Genomic DNA, 15571 nt, shown 5'->3' with positions numbered 1-15571 from the left:
CCGTGGGGGATCTGCTCAGCCGCCACTACCTGACCCGCCACTACCACCACCACTACCGCCGCTATCACTTCCCGAGCCCGAAGCCCCACCGGAGCCCCCTGATCCGTTGCTGCCCGAGCCCTTGGTAGTTCCGTCTCCCCCGGTATTGTCAGTGTCATTGCTACCCGTTCCGCTGCCGGTGGCATCGGCAGGCACGCCCGACCCCGTTGCGCCACTCTTGTCGCCTGCCGTCGTGCCGGAGCCGGCGGGCGAGTTAGCGTTGTCGTTCATGTCGGTCGCCGCCAGGGCGACGGGTGTGCCGGCGCCCAGGCAAAGGGCGAGCAACAGCGCATGATGAGTCATCCGCTTCATGGTGATCTCCTTGTGGATTGATTACCCAATCTTCGGCTGGTTGGCGGGCTGCAAGGTGCCGTGCAACCGACGGATGGCCGCCATCAACGCCCGCCAGCTTCGCTGCACACCTGATTTCGCCCTCCGCGCTTGGCCCGGTACAACGCGCTATCCGCCTGGCTGAGCGCTGCACCCGGCTCGCGATCCTGCTTGGCGTGCCAGTGCGCCACCCCCAGTGAGATGGTCACAGCGCCTACCGGTTCTATCGCGGTGTCCTGCACCATCACGCGCAGTCGCTGCGCCACCGTTGTCGCGACTACCAGGCCGGCCCCCGGCAGCAGCATCAGGAACTCCTCCCCACCGGTCCGGCACAGCAGGTCACCTTCACGGCAACAGCCGCGCATGATTGCGGCCAGGCGCTGTAGTACTTGGTCCCCGACATCATGCCCATGCCCATCGTTGATCCGTTTGAAGTGGTCGATATCCAGCACGATGACCGAAAACGCGCGGCCTTCGGCCTCCAGCAGCGACAGCTTGAACTCCAGGCTGCGGCGGTTGCCCAGGCCGGTCAGCGGATCGGTCTGGGCATCGCGGTTGAGCCGGCCGATGCGCTCTTGCAAGAGGTTCAGGCCGAACAGCATGGCCCGCTTTAGTTCCGCAGCCTCGAAGTACCAGGCATGTACCCTGTGCAGCCGTTCGGCGTTGCCGGTGCGGTCCATGGTGCGGGCGCCGGCGGCCAGTTGCCAAAGTGGCCTGGCGATGGTCAACGCCAGCCACCACAGCAGCAGGCTGCCCACCAGTGCCAGGGGGGCCGAGATGCCCATGACAGTGAGAATCAGATGACTCAACGGCGCCACCGTTTGCGCCAGCGGTTGTTGCGCCACCACGCCCCAACCGGTACTGGGCACTGTGGCGAAGCCCGCCAGCATGGCTACCCCTTGGCTATTGATGACCTGCCGCGTGCCGTGCTGCAGTTCGGTCAGCTGGTCGATCAGGGTATTGCCTTCGACCACGCTGCCTACCCGTTCGGCATTGGGGTGATAGAGCAGGCGGCGGTTGCGATCGACCACATAGAGGTAGGAGCCGTCCTTGTAGAAATGCTCGCCCAGCAGGCTGTTGAGTATGTTGCGTTCGCGCAGGTACAGGCTGCCGCCGACATAGCCCAGGTAGCGGCCGTTGGCATCGAAGATCGGCTGCGACAGCGCCACCACCAGGTTGTTGGCCGCCGACAGGTAGGGCGTCGACACCAGGGGCCGGCGCTCGCGCAATGCCTCTTCAGTACCGGGCGTCTGTACCTTGCGGCCAAGGTAATGGCGCAGCGCAGCGGGTGAAATCGCCCTCACGATACCTTCGGCATCGACCACGAAGGTGGAGTTGAAGGCCATGCTCTGGCGCAGCAACCGTGTGGTTTCTGCTTCCAGCGCAGCGCCGTCGGCCAGTTGCCGCCCCTGCACACTGGCGCTGAATGACAGCTGTTGCAAGGCAGTGGCGATGAAGGTTTCGGTGATTGCCGCCAGCTTCGCCGCATATACCCGGTTGGCCTCCAGGGCGTTATCGATCAGCAACTGGCGCTGCACCCGGTAGCTGGCGAAGTAGCTGGCACAGAGCATCACCAGGGCTGTGAGTGTGCAAAGGCTGAGGATCAGCGTGCGCAAGTCCAGGCGCAGTCCATGCTTGGCGTGTGGCAATCCAGACCTCACTGGCGCAAAAGAAATAACCTTACTCGTTATGGGCTTGCACCGCTACGGGAGGGATGTGGGGCTGTCGCAATCGTTCAGGAACCGGCGTTTTCCAATGCGTCCAGCTCGTCCTGCACCCGTTGCAGGCGCTGCGCTGCGAGTGCCTGGGCCTTTTCATCGCGTGCTGTCTCGCGCATCAGCCGGGTAAGTTTCGCGCTCAGTTGCTGGCCGTCCTCGGTCTGCTCCAAGGCCTTGGCCTTTGCCGGGTCCCGAGTCACCTCGACGATAGTGGCGAACTCGGCGTCGCTGAAGTTCTTTTCGCTGTAGAGCTTGAACAGGTCCTGGCGCTGATCCTCGACCGTGAGGTGCTTGCGCAGCACGCTGCGGATTGTTTCTTCGTCGAGTTGCGGGTGGCTGCGGGTCAGCAGCAACGCCATGCGGTCTATGTTGTGCTCATAGGCCTCCTGCAAGGGCAGGCTGGCCACGATCTGCTCTTCTCGAGTCGGTTTCTGGTCGCAGGCGGTGAGGGCAGCGGCGAACAGCAGGGGCAGCAACAACTTGCAGAGGCGGGGCATGGGCTGGCCTTGGGCGCGTTTCAGGCCGGGGATTATAGCGAGGTCGGGCCGACCATGCATTGCGCCGTCCGATGCTGTAGGGTAGAAACACGTTCCCCAGGCCATCGCTTCAATCCCATGCCCGACTGGACCTTGCAATCACCCGGCCGTGACGCCATCGATGAAGTCGTTGCCTTCGTCGACAGTGCCCGACGCGAGCTCTTCCCCATGCTCGCCCATTCGCCTTTGCCCAAAGACCTGGCCCATTTCGAGGCGACCTACCTCGATGGCGACGGGCACTTTCTGGAAGCCCGTGATCGTGGCACGTTGATCGCAGTCATTGGCTACCTGCCCTATGACCATCGCTTCCACCAGCTCGACTACCACGGCAAACGCGTCGTCGAAATCGTGCGCCTGTTCGTGCTCCCCGAATACCGGCGCAACGGTCTGGCCGCGGCATTGTTCCAGGCCTTGCGTGAGCACGCCGTCGAGGCAGGCGTTGAGTGTCTGTACCTGCACACCCATCCGTTTCTGGCAGGGGCGATCCGGTTCTGGGAGCGGCAGGGCTTCACGGTGATCAACGTAGAGGATGACCCGGTGTGGCGGACTACGCACATGGAGCAGTACCAGGTCATTTAGGAACTTTCCTGCTTTGCAGTGACGAGGGTGGATACCCGCAACGCCAAGGGCCTCATCAAACCGGCGCACAAGGAGGATGAAACCACTCAGAGCCCGCCCGACAACGGCCACTCCACGGCCAGGCGGATCTGGTTGCCGTCCAGTTCCGCCTGCGCCGTATCCCCGCGGTGCACATTGTGCCTCAGTGAAAACGCCGTGCCCTTGGCCTTGCCACTCTGTACCACATACCGCGCCTCAAGGTCCCTCTCCCAGTGTTTGCCACCCTTGCCATAGCCCAGGTACGCATACCCGCCGTTGGGGTCCACGTGCGTGCCATCGATATCGAACCCGCGCACATACAGCGCCGTCAGGTTCAACCCCGGCACCCCATAAGCGCCCATGTTCAGGTCATAGCGCGCTTGCCAGGACTTTTCGTTGGGTGCGTTGAAGTCAGACATCTGCACGGCGTTGGCAATATAGATTGCACCGCGGGTCACGTAGTCGAACGGCGTGTTGCCATCCACCTGCTGCCAGCCCAGGCTGAAAGCATGGGGGCCTTGGCTATAGCGCGAGACCAGGCTCCAGGTGGTGTTGTCGATGCGCCCGGACAGCGCTTTGCCGGTGTCGGTGGTGCGGTACAGGTTGAGGTCCAGGCTCAGGCTGCGCCGGTCATCCAGTGCATGGGTGAGGGTGCTGCCCAGGTAGTGCTGGTTCCAGGTGTCTTCATAGCGGGAGGTGTACAGGCTGGCGCTCAAGGCAGCGCTGGGGTTCCACACCGCACCGGCGAGGTCGAAGCTGTTGCCCTGGCGGGCGTTGGAGTAGTTCACCACGAAGCCCTGGTCATGGCTTGAAGCATTGCGGTCGGTGCTTTCGTTGAAGTGCCCGGCAACCAGCTTGACCTTGTCGATTTCATTGCTGGTGAGGAAAAAACCGGTGGCGGTTTCGGGTAGCAAACGGCTGTCGGAAGAGCTGAATACCGGCGTTTTCACTCGCTGCTCACCATAGGAAAGCACTGTGTCGGACAGGCGAAGCTTCAGAGCGGCACCGCCGCGGCTGTATTCGTTTTTAGGGTGGCCATCGTTGTCCACACCGAGTAGGCGAGCCTTGCCGGTTCGACCTCCACCGCTGTCGAGTTGTACGCCAAGGTAGGCATGGGCATCGACGCCAACACCGATCAGGCCCTGGGTAAAACCGGACTGGAATGTACCCATCAAACCGTAGGCCCATTCCTCGGCCAGGCCATTGCGTTCGCTGCGCGGTTTGTAGGCATTGCGGGCGGCACTGTTACGCCCGCCATGCTTGTAGTCACGCTGGTCGTAGACCGTGCGGTTGAGGATGCTCCAGCTGCTGTCTTCGACCAAGCCGTTACTCTGCGACTGTGCGGATTCAGCCAGCGCCAAGGGTGCCAGGCCCAGCAGCGGCAGGGCCAGAAGCAAACGGTTCATTGGCCGGCCTCCAACTGCTGCAGTTGGGCTGCCAGGCGCGCACGTGCCCGCGCAGGCAAAGCCGCTGGCAACTCGGCCAAGCCGGTATCGCCCACCTGGATCAGCATCACCATGCCCATGGCCAGGTGTGGGATGCACTGGATGCCGTACACCCCAGGCACCGTAAAGGTCTGCTCGAAGGGCTGGTTCAGCTTGCTCTTGAACGCCTCGGCACCTACCGGCAGCAACCCGGGCAGGCTGGCCGCGTTGTGGCCGCTCTGGGTCGGCACGAAACGTACCGTATCACCCGGTGCGATACGCAGGTGGTCGGGCTCGTAGACCATGGCACCGGCCGCGCCGCGGGTGAGCATCTTCACTTCGTGCACGTCGGCCAGCGCGGCGAAAGGTAGCAGAGCGTTGGCGAGCAGCAGGACGGTAGTGCGCAACAGCATGCGGGAGCTTCCTGGTTCAGGGGGCGCGAAAGCGCAGGATGCGCGCGCCGTCGAAGGGGTCGGTGAGGTAGTGGGCATGTACGCCGAAGGTGCTCAGCAAACGCTCGGGGGTCAGTACCTCCAGCGGCTTGCCGAGGGCGACCAGACGGCCGTGTTCGAGCACCGCCACGCGGTCGCAGGTCAGCGCCTGGTTCAGGTCGTGCAGGGCCACCAGGGTGGTCACCGGCAGCGCCTGTACCTGTTGCAACAGGCTCAGCTGGTGCTGGATGTCGAGGTGGTTGGTCGGCTCATCGAGCAGCAATACCTGCGGGCGCTGGGCAAGAGCGCGGGCAATGTGTACGCGCTGGCGTTCGCCACCGGACAGCGAGCTCCAGATGCGCGTGCGCAGGTGCGAGGCATCGAGGTCGGCCAGGGCCTGCTCGACGACCGCGCGATCCTCCTGGGAAAACGGCGCCAGGGCGGACAACCAAGGGGTACGCCCTAGCGCCACGGCATCGAACACGCTGATGGCGTCGAGGGTGTCGGCCTGTTGCTCAACCAGCGCCAGGGCCTGGGCGATGCGCCGGCGCGGCAGGCGCGCAAGCGGCTCGCCGAGCAATTGCACACTGCCGCTATGCGGCGTGCGCAGCCCGGCCAGCAGTTTGAGCAGCGAGGATTTGCCGGAGCCATTCGGGCCAACGATACCGAGGGTTTCACCTGCGGCGATCGTCAGGTTGATATCGCGCAGAACGGGGGTGCCCGACAGTTGCAAACCCAAGCCCTGGCAGGCGAGCGGGGCGACCTTTGGGGGTGTCATGGCCGTCATGCGCGCCCCCTGCGGCTGACCAGGATCAACGCAAACACAGGTGCGCCGATCAGCGCTGTGACCACGCCCACTGGAATCACCTGGCCGGGGATCAGCGTGCGTGAAAGCATGTCCGCAGCGATCAGGAACAGCGCACCGCCCAGGGCGCTGGCCGGCAGCAGGCGGCTGTGGCCTGGGCCGAGCATCAGGCGCAGGGCATGCGGGATGACCAGCCCGACAAAACCGATGGCGCCGACGATGGACACCATCACTGCCGTCACCAGCGCCGCGCAACTGATCAGCAGCAACTGGCTGCGCCGCACTGCAATGCCCAGCGACGCCGCCGAATCGGTACCGAAGGTGAAAGCGTCCAGTGTGCGCCGGTGCCACAGGCACACCACCAGCCCGAACAGCGCCACCGGCAGCGCCAGCCATACTGACGGCCAGCGCACGCCACTGAGGTTGCCCAGCAGCCAGAACAGGATGCCGCGAGCCTGTTCGGCCGTGGCCGATTTGGTGATCAGAAACGCCGTCAGGGCGTTGAACAGTTGCGAGCCGGCAATCCCTGCCAGGATCACTTGGGCGTTGTTGCTGCTCGGGCCGGCTGCGCGGGCCAGCACCAGGACCAGGGCGAAGGCCGCGACGGCGCCGACAAAGGCGCCGCCCGACATGCTCAGGGCAACACTGCCCAGGCCCAGCAGGCCTACCAGCACGGCGCCGGTCGAAGCCCCGGCCGACAGGCCCAGCAAATAGGGTTCGGCCAGCGGGTTGCGCAGCAGCGCCTGCAGGATCACCCCACAGGTCGCCAGCCCTGCGCCACAGGCTGCGGCGACCAGCGTGCGGGTCAGGCGGTAGTTCCAGACGATACCGGCGTCGATCGGGTCGACCGGGTAACCGGCCTGCCACAGGTGGTTGGCCAGTACCTGGTACACCACGCTGGGTGACACGGTGGTCTCGCCAATGGCGGTGCCGGCAAGCAGCGCGCCGAGCAGGGCAACCAGGGCCAGGGCGCAGCAGGGCAGCAGACGGTTCATCACGGCGCCGCTTTACCGCTGGCGAAGGCTGCCGACAGGGTCTGCAGGCCCCGGAACAGGCGGATACCGGCCTGCATGGCATCGGCGTCGAGGATGATGATGCGGTTGTTCTTCACGGCATCCATGTGCTGGGTTACCGGGTCGCTGCGCAGGAATTCGAGCTTCTTCTGGTAGTCGTCGGCCGGAAAGCGGCGGCGATCCATGCGGGCGATGATCAGCCACGTAGGGTTGGCCTTGGCGATGGTTTCCCAGCCCACCGTGGGCCACTCTTCGGTGGACTCGACCACGTTGCGTACACCCAGGGTGCGCAGCATGAAGTCCGCCACGCCCTGGCGGCCCGCAACGTAGGGGTCGATGTCGAGGTCGGCGCTGGAGAACCAGAACAGTGCCGAAGTCTGGCTCAGGTCTTTGCCGGCCAGTTGTTGCCTGGCGCTGTCCAGGCGCGCCTTGAGGTCGCTGTTCAGTGCCGCGCCGCGGTCCTGGACGTCGAAGATTTCCGCCAGCTGGCTGACGCTCTTGTAGATGCTCTGGACCTGAAACGCCTGTAGTCGCGTGCCATCGGCCCCCACCAGGTTGTCCTTGCCTTCGCAGTCTGAGGGCAGCAGATAGGTGGGGACCTTCAGTTCGTTGAACTGCTCACGGGTCGCGACCACGCCCTGGGCGCCGACCATCCACTCGAACTGCACCGCCACCAACTCTGGTCGCTTGCCCACCACTGCTTCGAAGCTCGGGTCGTTGTCGGCCAGGCGCGGCACCTTGTCGTTCTGCGCCTTGTATTCGGGCAAGACGTTGTTGAACCACAGCGATGTGCCGGCCAGTTTGTCGCCCAACCCCAGCGCGTAGAGGATTTCGGTGCCGGCCTGGCCGATGGTGACTGCGCGCTCGGGGGCGTGGGTGAAGGTCTGCGGCATGCCGCAGTTGTCCACGGTCAGCGGGTAGTGCGTGGCGGCGGCCTGGGCAGCGCCGGTGAGGCTCAAGCCGGCGAGCAGGGTGGCGAAACGGGACAGCATGCGGGGCGATCTCCTATCGGACAGTTCACGGAAGGAACGCACGGACAGGCATCGCCGCGCCCCTGCAGGCGACAGGGGCAACTCTGATGGCCAATCCCGGACACCCCGCCGGTTGGTGAATGTAAGCCGGCAGGTCTCCTGACTGGTGCGTCATCACCCGGCTCCGGCCTTCCCGGATCGGCTGATCCAGTGGCATCGATGGAGCGGGCTCGGCACCTACAGTTGCGGGGGCAGTTCCGTTTGGCGCGCCTGGGCGGCCTGGGATTCCCTATTATTTCCGTGGTGGAAACCGGCGGCCCGCATGGTAGACCATCAGGCAGCCGGTGAAAACGCTAAATCAGAAGTACTTGAGCCAGGTGATGTCGCGTCGGCGCGCCTTTAGCCTGGCGAACCAGCGCACCGGCAGGTACAGCGCCATGGCCAGCAGCACAGCACCCAGCCACACCGCGCCAATGCCGTCAAAACCGAAGTAGTCGCCGTGATTGCGGCCGAACAGGGCGACGCTGGCCAGGTACATCAGTTTCAACACGTACAGGTGCAGCAGATAGAAGAACATCGGTGCCGCGCCAAACACCGCCAGGGCACCGATCCAGCGGGCTTGCCCTGCGCGCTCAAAGGCGCGCAGCAACAGCAGGCCGCAGCCCAGGGTCAGGGCCAGGAACAACAACGAAGGCGGGTATTTGGTGATGTTGAAGAAACTCATCACGGTCTGGGTAAGCGTCGGGTAGCCGCTCCACGGCGCTTCGCCGTAGCCATTGAGCATGCGCAGCGCCATGAAGCCGAGCAGGGCGATGACCCCTGCCAGCAGCAGGCGGTACTGACGCTGGCCGGCATCGCTGCCACGGGCGAACCAAGGGCCCAGGCCATAGCCCAAGGCAATGACGCCGATCCACGGCAGTACCGGGTAGGAGGTGCGCAGGCGCAGGCTTTCAGAGAGCTCCAGCCAGCCACGGTCATGCAGGATCGCCCACGGCACATGCATCGCCGACTCAGCGCCAAAGTGCAGGCTGTCGAGCAGGTTGTGCCCGGCGATGATCACTGCGCCCAGCACAACCAGCGCCGGGCGCGGCAGCCATACCAGCAGCGACAGGGCGATCATGCTGACGCCGATTGCCCAGATCACCTGCAGGTAGATGACACTGGGCGGCAGCTGGAAGGTCCAGGCGAAATTCACCAGGGTGAACTCCAGCACCACCAGGAACAGGCCGCGCTTGAACAGGAACGCCGAGACATCGCTGCGGCCCTGATACTTCTCGCCGTACAGCCACGCTGACAGGCCAGTGAGCAGTACGAACACTGGTGCACATAGGTGGGCCAGGGTGCGGCTGAAGAACAGGGACGGGTCGGTGGCGTCGATGCTCATCGGGTCGCTGACCTGGCGGTGCAGGAAAAATGTCTCGCGGACGTGGTCGAGCAGCATGAACAGGATCACCAGGCCGCGCAGGGCATCGATGCTCTGCAGGCGCTGGGTGAGCTGGGTGGGGGTGGCGGCGGCACTTGTCATGGAGGGGTCGCAGGCAGGAATGGATGTCAAATGAAACGTTATCTTATAACTATTTCATTTGTGCCGGGTAGTGGTTTTTGCAGTGGCGGTTCAGCCGTCATCGCCGGCAAGCCAGCTCCTACTGGGTTTGCGCTGAGCTCGAGAGCAGCGGGGTCCCTGTGTGGCCGGCTTGCCGGCGATGAGGCCAATACAGTCAGCTCAAATCAGAAGCTGTAAGCCACCGTCGCCAAGTGCGACTGCGGCACGCAGTCGCCTCCAGGTACAAACACCACGGGCTTGAGAGGGCAGCGCCGGACTTGTCGTGGCCCCCGACGCACCGGCTCCCGTTTCACCCCGCGCGCGGCGGCGCAGGATGCCTGAAACTGGCGCGCGTATGACTATTGGGCGGGATGCGCGTCAACCATTTACCTGCTGCTGCTGCTCAGTGCGCGCCGGCCGACTTGCTCAGGTCGCTTTGCGCCCATTCGGTGTAGATGCAGGCATCTGCAACCGCCCAGCGGACCTTCACGGTGTCTCCGGGCTGCATGGACATACCCGCAGCCGACAGTGCTTTCACGGTCAGTTCAGTACCGCCCGGGGTCATTACATGGCAGGTCTGGCTTTCGCCGAGGAACAGCACTTCGCCAACCTTGGCAAGCACTTCGTTCCAGCCCGCTGGCAACGGCTCGCGTGCAGCCTGGTCGGTGGTGAGTGCCAGGGCCTTTTCCGGGCGTACCATGATCAGCGCATCTTGGCCCGCCGCCAGGCCAGGCGTCAGGCGGATCGCCACTGGCTGGCCTTCGAAACTGCCGGCACCGTTGCTGCTGGCCGTGATGCGCAGGAAGTTGGAGTTGCCCAGGAACGAGGCGACAAAGGCGTTGGGCGGGTTCTGGTAGAGGTCATAGCCGGTGCCCAGGCCGACGATCTTGCCGTGGCTGAAGATGGCGATGCGCTGGGACAGGCGCATGGCTTCTTCCTGGTCGTGGGTGACGTAGACGATGGTGATGCCCAGCCGGCGGTGCAACTGGCGCAGTTCATCCTGCAGGTCTTCGCGCAGTTTCTTGTCCAGCGCGCCGAGTGGCTCGTCCATCAGCAGGATGCGTGGTTCGTACACCAGGGCGCGGGCAATCGCCACACGCTGTTGCTGGCCGCCCGACATCTGCGAGGGTTTGCGATGGGCGAACGCCTCCAGTTGTACCAGCTTGAGCATGGCGTCGACCCGCTTCTTGGTTTCTGCCGCGCCGAGCTTGCGGATGGCCAAGGGGAAGCCGATGTTGTCACGCACATTCAGGTGCGGGAACAGCGAGTAACGCTGGAACACCATGCCGATGTCGCGCTTGTGCGGTGGCACATTCACCAGCGACTGCCCCTCGACCAGAATCTCGCCGCTGCTGGGCGTCTCGAACCCGGCCAGCATCGACAGGGTGGTGGACTTGCCCGAGCCGCTGGAGCCGAGGAAGGTGAGAAACTCGCCGTCCTGGATTTCCAGGTCGAGGTTATCCACGGCGGTGAAGTCACCGTAATGCTTGTTCAGGCCGCGCAGGCTGACCAGGGTCTTGTTGTGCGCGTTGTCTTTGATCACTGCACTCATTGTTGTTTTCTCCGGGCGCTCAGGCGTTCGTTTCGGTGCGCCGGCGCAAGGCGGCGGCAATGACCATGACCATCAGCGACAGGCCGATCAGCAGCGTCGAGGCGACGGCGATCACCGGGCTCAGGTCCTGGCGCAGGGTGGTCCACATCTTCACGGGCAAGGTTTGCAGGTCGGGGCTGGCCATCATCACGCTCAGTACCACCTCGTCCCACGAAACCAGGAAGGCAAACAGGCCGCCGGCGATCATCCCCGGGCGAATGGCCGGGAAGGTCACCTTGAAGATCGCTTGCAGGCGTGAGGCGCCGCAGATCACCGCGGCATCCTCGATCGACTGGTCGAACAGCTTGAGCGAGTTGATGATCGAAATGATGGTGAAGGGCAGGGCGACGATCACGTGGCTGACCACGAAGGCGAACAGCGTGCCGGTATAGCCGAGCTTCAGAAACAGTGCATACACCGCCACGGCAATGATCACCAGCGGCACGATCATCGGCATGGTGAACAGCCCGTAGAGCATTTCGCGGCCGGGGAAGCGGCCACGCACCAGGGCGAATGCGGTAGGCAGGCCCAGCAGCACGGCGGCGATGGTGGTCAGCACGGCGACCTTGAAGCTGGCCAGGGCGGCGTCCATCCACTCCGGGTTGGCGAAGAACTGCGCATACCACTTGAAGGTCCAGCCTGGTGGCGGGAAGACCAGCCACTGCGATGAGCCGAACGACAGCAGGATGATGAACACTACCGGCAGCAGCAGGAAGGCCGCAATCACGCCGGTGGTCAGGTACAGGCCCGTGCGCAGCGGGCGCCCCATGGCATTGGGAGACAGAAGCATGGCGGTTTACCTCGCGTTGCCGACCGGTGATTCCGGTTGCAGCTTCAGGTACAGGTAGAAGAGCACCAGGGTGATGACCACCAGCAGTGCGGCGGCAGCGCTGGCCAGGCCCCAGTTAAGGAACGATTGCACCTGCTGGATGATGAATTCGGGCAGCATCATGTTTTGCGCGCCACCAAGCAGGGCCGGGGTGACGTAGTAGCCCAGCGACATGACGAACACCATCAGCGCACCGGAGAACAGCCCCGAGCGGCACAGTGGCAGGAACACCTTCCAGAAGTTGGTCCAGGGGCTTGCGCCGCAGATGGAGCCGGCCTGCAGGACCATCGGGTCGATGGCGTGCATGGTCGCCTGCAGCGGCAGCACGATGAACGGGATCATGATGTAGCTCATGCCGATCACCACGCCGGTCAGGTTGTGCACCATTTCCAGCGGGGCATCGATGATGCCCAGCGCCATCAACGCCTTGTTGATCACCCCCGAGCCCTGCAGCAGCACCAGCCACGAATAGGTACGCGCCAGCAGGCTGGTCCACATCGACAACAGCACGATGTTCAGCAACCAGCGGCCCCAGCCGTTGGGCACCAGGGTGATTGCCCAGGCCAGCGGGAAGCCCAGCAACACGCTGATCAGGGTGACGACGCCGGCCACCGAAAAGGTGTTGAACAGTACCCGCGCATACGCCGAGTTGGCGAACAGCTGCTCGTAGTTGCCCAGCCCCGGCACCGGCTCCAACACGCCGCGCAGCAACAGGCCGATCAGCGGGGCGAAGAAGAACAGGCCAAGGAACAGCAGGGCGGGCAACAGGTTGCGGCTGCCCTTCCAGCGCTGGCCGAGGCTCATGCGGCGTGGGGCCGTCCCCGGAGCGCCGGTGCCCGTGGGGGCACCTTGCGCGTTTTGCAGGGCATTGATGGCGACTTTCATTTCACCAACCACTCATTCCAGCGCGCGGCGATGGCCTGGCCGTTCTTGGCCCAGTAGGCGAAGTCCAGGGTGACCTGGTCCTGGGCGTAGGCGGTCGGCAGGTTCTGCGCGAGGTCTTTGTCGAGTTTGGCCACGCTGTCCAGGTTCACCGGCGCGTAGGCGGTCTTGTTGGCGAACTCGGCCTGGCCTTCGGCGCTGCTGGCCTGGGCCAGGAACTTCATGGCCGCGTCCTTGTTCTTGGCGCCCTTGGGGATGACCAGGAAATCGGCCATGACCAGGTTCTGCTTCCAGCTCACGCCCACCGGCGCTCCATCTTGCTGCAGGGCGTAGACGCGGCCGTTCCAGAACTGGCCGAGCGAGGCTTCACCGGAGGCCAGCAGCTGCTGCGACTGGGCACCACCGCCCCACCAGACGATGTCTTTCTTGATGGTGTCGAGTTTCTTGAAGGCGCGGTCCAGGTCCAGCGGGTAGAGCTTGTCGGCTGGCACGCCGTCGGCCAGCAGGGCCAGTTCCAGTACGCCGGGGCTCGGCCACTTGTACAGGGCGCGTTTGCCGGGGTAGGTCTTGGTGTCGAACAGCGCGGTCCAGTCCACCGGCTTGTTGGCGCCGAGCTTGCCTTCGTTGTAGCCGAGCACGAACGAGAAGAAGAACGAACCGACGCCATGGTCGGAGACGAAGCGTGGGTCGATCTTGTCGCGCGCGATGGTGTTGAAATCGAGGGGTTCGAGCAGGCCTTCGCTGGCGGCCCGCAGGGCAAAGTCGGCTTCCACGTCGACCACGTCCCACTGCACGTTGCCGCTCTCGACCATGGCCTTGAGCTTGCCGTAGTCGGTCGGGCCGTCCTGCACCACTTTGATGTTGGTCGATTTGCTGAAAGGTACGGCCCATGCTTCTTTCTGGGCGTCCTGGGTGGTACCGCCCCAGCTGACGAAGTTGAGGCTGTCGGCGGCCTGGGTGGCCTGACATGCCAGGGTCAGCAGGCTGGCGGACAGCACTGCGGTTACACGTTTGCTCAACAGCATGGTTACGCCCTCGTTGCTTTTTGTTATTCGAGGCGGGCTGGTAGTGCGCCCGCCAACAGTATTCGGGGAGCAGCTAAAACAATGTGTCGGTGGCCGTTTGGTGAGTGTAGGTGGCGGCCTGTGATTTCAAGGTCTACGGGATATCATATTATGGTATTCCAAGATTTTGGCAAGAGCGGGAGGCTACCGGCCATCACTCTTTCTCGCCTCGAAGCTGCAAGCCTCAAGCTGCGAGCTTCAAGTCAAAGCAGATCGCGTTGCGCCGCAGATCCGCTTTAACCTGCAGCTTTCAGCCCTGGGGCTCGAAAGGTATGCTCTGCACCACTTCCAGCTCATACCCGGCCAGGCCCGCATACTTGAGCGGTGGGCCCAGGTGGCACAGCTTGCCAACGCCCAGGTCCTGGAGAATCTGCGCGCCGGTGCCGACTTCCGAGTACACCTTCGATTGCCCACGCTGGTAGGGGCGCAACGGCTGGGTCAGTTGCGGTATGCGCTCAAGCAGCGCCTGCGACGATTCATGGTTGGCCAGGATCACCACCACCCCGGCACCTTCCTCAGCGACCTTCTGCAGCGCAGCCCACAAGGTCCAGTTGGCCGGCCCGGCATATTCGGCACCGACCAGGTCGCGCAGCGGGTCGATTACGTGCACGCGCACCAAGGTCGGCTGTTCGCGGCGGATATCGCCCATCACCATGGCCATGTGCACACCGCCTTCGATACGGTCTTCATAGGTGACCAGGCGGAAGGTGCCGTGCACGGTCGGCAGTTCGCGTTCACCGATGCGCTTGATGGTCTGCTCGGTGCTCAGGCGGTAGTGGATCAGGTCGGCGATGGTGCCGATCTTGATGCCATGCCGGGCGGCGAACACTTCCAGGTCCGGTCGACGGGCCATGGTGCCGTCGTCGTTGAGTACCTCCACGATCACCGACGCCGGGGCAAAACCGGCCAGGCGTGCCAGGTCGCAACCCGCTTCGGTATGGCCGGCGCGGTTCAGCACACCGCCTTCGCGGGCGCGTAGCGGGAAGATGTGGCCGGGCTGCACCAGATCCTCCGGGCGGGCATCGGCGGCCATGGCTGCAGCCACCGTGCGTGCCCGGTCGGCCGCAGAAATACCCGTGGTAACCCCCGTAGCGGCCTCGATCGATACGGTGAAGGCGGTGCTGAACGCACTGCCGTTGGCCGGTACCATCTGCTCAAGCCCCAAGCGCTGACAATGCTCGTCGGTCAGTGTCAGGCAGATCAGGCCCCGCGCTTCGCGGGCCATGAAGTTGATGGCCTGAGCGTCGCAGCGCTCGGCGGCGATCAGCAGGTCGCCTTCGTTCTCCCGATCCTCGTCGTCAACCAGCAGCACCATCTTGCCTTGGCGGTAGTCCTCGAGGAGTTCTTCGATCGTGTTGAAAGCCATGCTGCACGCTCACTGTGAATGGGTGATTATTATGGTATACCATCATACACAAATAGTTTTGCAACAGGAGAGTAGCGGATGAAAGCGTATTGGATTGCCCACGTGGACGTGACCGACCCGGAGCAGTATCAGCAGTACACCCAACGTGCGCCCGCCGCCTTTGCCGCATTCGGCGGGCGGTTCCTCGCCCGGGGCGGGCGCAGCGAGGCGCTGGAAGGGCGGCCAACCCCCCAGCGCAGTGTGGTGATCGAGTTCCAGACCTACGAGCAGGCGCTGGCCTGCTATCGATCCGAGTTGTATCAGCAAGCGTGCAGCCATCGCCAAGGGGTGGCCAAGGCAGAGGTGATCATCGTGGAAGGGTTCGAGCCCTGAGCTCGGGCTGATATCGCCTGACCTGTTGTGCTGGGTCATTCCCAGCGGCTGGCTTTTCCC

General features: G+C 64.0%; 16 protein-coding genes and 1 riboswitch. Of the genes, 2 read left to right on the top strand and 14 right to left on the bottom strand.

Annotation, left to right across the window (positions count from 1 at the left end; genetic code table 11):
- Nucleotides 1-15: 15 nt before the first annotated feature.
- From IWW33_RS01960 to IWW33_RS01950, 3 genes are all read right to left on the bottom strand, one after another.
- Nucleotides 16-351 carry a hypothetical protein gene (locus tag IWW33_RS01960; RefSeq protein WP_174141660.1) on the bottom strand — a complete coding sequence of 112 codons (336 nt, stop codon included), beginning with the start codon at nt 349-351 and terminating at the stop codon, nt 16-18.
- An 83-nt stretch (nt 352-434) separates the two neighbouring features.
- Nucleotides 435-2018: a sensor domain-containing diguanylate cyclase gene (locus IWW33_RS01955; protein WP_174141661.1), complete on the bottom strand. Its 1584-nt coding sequence runs from the start codon at nt 2016-2018 to the stop codon at nt 435-437.
- Between the two features lie 86 nt (nt 2019-2104).
- Nucleotides 2105-2584, bottom strand: a complete 480-nt coding sequence (locus tag IWW33_RS01950; protein WP_115275274.1) for a hypothetical protein — start codon at nt 2582-2584, stop codon at nt 2105-2107.
- A gap of 117 nt (nt 2585-2701) precedes the next feature.
- Here IWW33_RS01950 and IWW33_RS01945 point away from each other — a divergent pair, with 117 nt between their 5' ends.
- Nucleotides 2702-3202, top strand: a complete 501-nt coding sequence (locus IWW33_RS01945; protein WP_115275273.1) for a GNAT family N-acetyltransferase — start codon at nt 2702-2704, stop codon at nt 3200-3202.
- 86 nt (nt 3203-3288) lie between these two features.
- Here the strand turns inward: IWW33_RS01945 and IWW33_RS01940 are convergent, their stop codons facing one another.
- The 11 genes from IWW33_RS01940 to ribBA all read right to left on the bottom strand — a co-directional run bounded on the left by IWW33_RS01940 (nt 3289) and on the right by ribBA (nt 15139).
- Complete coding sequence (locus IWW33_RS01940) at nt 3289-4626, bottom strand: OprD family porin (RefSeq protein ID WP_115275272.1); 1338 nt, start codon at nt 4624-4626, stop codon at nt 3289-3291.
- A complete protein-coding gene (locus IWW33_RS01935) occupies nt 4623-5057 on the bottom strand; it encodes a pseudoazurin (protein ID WP_046787206.1) in 435 nt (144 codons plus the stop codon). Before IWW33_RS01935 ends, IWW33_RS01940 begins: the two co-directional genes overlap by 4 nt.
- Nucleotides 5058-5073: 16 nt before the next feature.
- Entirely contained in the window at nt 5074-5862 is a 789-nt protein-coding gene (locus IWW33_RS01930; RefSeq protein WP_119688668.1) for an ABC transporter ATP-binding protein, read from the bottom strand.
- Nucleotides 5859-6875, bottom strand: a complete 1017-nt coding sequence (locus tag IWW33_RS01925; RefSeq protein ID WP_174141662.1) for an iron ABC transporter permease — start codon at nt 6873-6875, stop codon at nt 5859-5861. The genes IWW33_RS01930 and IWW33_RS01925 overlap by 4 nt, the downstream gene beginning before the upstream one ends.
- The gene (locus IWW33_RS01920; protein ID WP_115275268.1) at nt 6875-7885 is read right to left on the bottom strand and encodes an ABC transporter substrate-binding protein; all 1011 of its coding nucleotides are present in this window, start codon (nt 7883-7885) and stop codon (nt 6875-6877) included. The genes IWW33_RS01925 and IWW33_RS01920 overlap by 1 nt, the downstream gene beginning before the upstream one ends.
- A 110-nt stretch (nt 7886-7995) precedes the next feature.
- Nucleotides 7996-8194, bottom strand: a riboswitch (cobalamin riboswitch).
- Between the two features lie 28 nt (nt 8195-8222).
- Nucleotides 8223-9389: a DUF1624 domain-containing protein gene (locus IWW33_RS01915; RefSeq protein WP_115275267.1), complete on the bottom strand. Its 1167-nt coding sequence runs from the start codon at nt 9387-9389 to the stop codon at nt 8223-8225.
- Nucleotides 9390-9810: 421 nt separating this feature from the next.
- Nucleotides 9811-10959 carry an ABC transporter ATP-binding protein gene (locus tag IWW33_RS01910; RefSeq protein WP_196914179.1) on the bottom strand — a complete coding sequence of 383 codons (1149 nt, stop codon included), beginning with the start codon at nt 10957-10959 and terminating at the stop codon, nt 9811-9813.
- 19 nt (nt 10960-10978) lie between these two features.
- Entirely contained in the window at nt 10979-11788 is an 810-nt protein-coding gene (locus IWW33_RS01905; RefSeq protein WP_046787199.1) for an ABC transporter permease, read from the bottom strand.
- Nucleotides 11789-11794: 6 nt separating this feature from the next.
- Nucleotides 11795-12712 carry an ABC transporter permease gene (locus IWW33_RS01900; RefSeq protein ID WP_115275265.1) on the bottom strand — a complete coding sequence of 306 codons (918 nt, stop codon included), beginning with the start codon at nt 12710-12712 and terminating at the stop codon, nt 11795-11797.
- Nucleotides 12709-13734, bottom strand: coding sequence for an ABC transporter substrate-binding protein (locus IWW33_RS01895; protein WP_046787197.1), 1026 nt, complete (start codon nt 13732-13734; stop codon nt 12709-12711). Before IWW33_RS01895 ends, IWW33_RS01900 begins: the two co-directional genes overlap by 4 nt.
- A gap of 289 nt (nt 13735-14023) precedes the next feature.
- Nucleotides 14024-15139 carry a bifunctional 3,4-dihydroxy-2-butanone-4-phosphate synthase/GTP cyclohydrolase II gene (gene ribBA, locus IWW33_RS01890; RefSeq protein ID WP_115275264.1) on the bottom strand — a complete coding sequence of 372 codons (1116 nt, stop codon included), beginning with the start codon at nt 15137-15139 and terminating at the stop codon, nt 14024-14026.
- 78 nt (nt 15140-15217) lie between these two features.
- On the opposite strand from ribBA, the gene IWW33_RS01885 reads away from it, so the two are divergent.
- On the top strand, nt 15218-15511 hold the full coding sequence (locus IWW33_RS01885) for a DUF1330 domain-containing protein (protein WP_125923281.1): 294 nt from the start codon (nt 15218-15220) through the stop codon (nt 15509-15511).
- Nucleotides 15512-15571 lie beyond the last annotated feature (60 nt).

The sequence above is a fragment of the Pseudomonas sp. M2 genome (genome assembly GCF_015751845.1).
Taxonomy (GTDB): Bacteria; Pseudomonadota; Gammaproteobacteria; order Pseudomonadales; family Pseudomonadaceae; genus Aquipseudomonas; species Aquipseudomonas putida_E.
The sequence above is the reverse complement of the archived record's forward strand: the minus strand, read 5'-3'. Positions and strand labels throughout refer to the sequence as shown.

Bases quoted from the DNA above. Each gene is read 5' to 3' on its own strand.
- IWW33_RS01960 (WP_174141660.1), bottom strand. From the start codon at position 351: ATGAAGCGGATGACTCATCATGCGCTGTTGCTCGCCCTTTGCCTGGGC.
- IWW33_RS01950 (WP_115275274.1), bottom strand. From the start codon at position 2,584: ATGCCCCGCCTCTGCAAGTTGTTGCTGCCCCTGCTGTTCGCCGCTGCC.
- IWW33_RS01945 (WP_115275273.1), top strand. From the start codon at position 2,702: ATGCCCGACTGGACCTTGCAATCACCCGGCCGTGACGCCATCGATGAA.
- IWW33_RS01940 (WP_115275272.1), bottom strand. From the start codon at position 4,626: ATGAACCGTTTGCTTCTGGCCCTGCCGCTGCTGGGCCTGGCACCCTTG.
- IWW33_RS01935 (WP_046787206.1), bottom strand. From the start codon at position 5,057: ATGCTGTTGCGCACTACCGTCCTGCTGCTCGCCAACGCTCTGCTACCT.
- IWW33_RS01930 (WP_119688668.1), bottom strand. From the start codon at position 5,862: ATGACGGCCATGACACCCCCAAAGGTCGCCCCGCTCGCCTGCCAGGGC.
- IWW33_RS01925 (WP_174141662.1), bottom strand. From the start codon at position 6,875: ATGAACCGTCTGCTGCCCTGCTGCGCCCTGGCCCTGGTTGCCCTGCTC.
- IWW33_RS01920 (WP_115275268.1), bottom strand. From the start codon at position 7,885: ATGCTGTCCCGTTTCGCCACCCTGCTCGCCGGCTTGAGCCTCACCGGC.
- IWW33_RS01915 (WP_115275267.1), bottom strand. From the start codon at position 9,389: ATGACAAGTGCCGCCGCCACCCCCACCCAGCTCACCCAGCGCCTGCAG.
- IWW33_RS01910 (WP_196914179.1), bottom strand. From the start codon at position 10,959: ATGAGTGCAGTGATCAAAGACAACGCGCACAACAAGACCCTGGTCAGC.
- IWW33_RS01905 (WP_046787199.1), bottom strand. From the start codon at position 11,788: ATGCTTCTGTCTCCCAATGCCATGGGGCGCCCGCTGCGCACGGGCCTG.
- IWW33_RS01900 (WP_115275265.1), bottom strand. From the start codon at position 12,712: ATGAAAGTCGCCATCAATGCCCTGCAAAACGCGCAAGGTGCCCCCACG.
- IWW33_RS01895 (WP_046787197.1), bottom strand. From the start codon at position 13,734: ATGCTGTTGAGCAAACGTGTAACCGCAGTGCTGTCCGCCAGCCTGCTG.
- ribBA (WP_115275264.1), bottom strand. From the start codon at position 15,139: ATGGCTTTCAACACGATCGAAGAACTCCTCGAGGACTACCGCCAAGGC.
- IWW33_RS01885 (WP_125923281.1), top strand. From the start codon at position 15,218: ATGAAAGCGTATTGGATTGCCCACGTGGACGTGACCGACCCGGAGCAG.